This is a genomic window from Pseudoalteromonas gelatinilytica (genome assembly GCF_001641615.1).
Taxonomy (GTDB): domain Bacteria; phylum Pseudomonadota; class Gammaproteobacteria; order Enterobacterales; family Alteromonadaceae; genus Pseudoalteromonas; species Pseudoalteromonas gelatinilytica.
On sequence record NZ_LRRU01000020.1, the window covers coordinates 919,155 to 919,434 of the forward strand.

The 280-nt window shown below is 46.8% G+C and carries 1 tRNA gene; it reads left to right on the plus strand.

Going from position 1 to position 280, the window contains the following annotated elements:
• The first annotated feature begins 2 nt into the window (after positions 1-2).
• Positions 3-77: transfer RNA gene (locus NH153_RS17165), tRNA-Gln, on the plus strand.
• Positions 78-280: the final 203 nt, after the last annotated feature.

The following is a 280-nucleotide window of genomic DNA, read 5'->3' on the forward strand; positions in this document are numbered from 1 at the left end:
GTTGGGATATCGCCAAGCGGTAAGGCAGCAGGTTTTGATCCTGCCATTCCCAGGTTCAAATCCTGGTATCCCAGCCACTTTCTCTACCAAGAAAGTGAATAAGAAAACTCAAGCTAAGAGTTAAAATTAGCAAACCCTATGATGCGGGAGTGGCGGAATTGGCTGGTGTCTTGATTAGACGCTGGATTTAGGTTCCATTACTATACACTTGCATCACACTATGTGCGGGAGTGGCGGAATTGGTAGACGCGCTGGATTTAGGTTCCAGTAACTTCGGTTG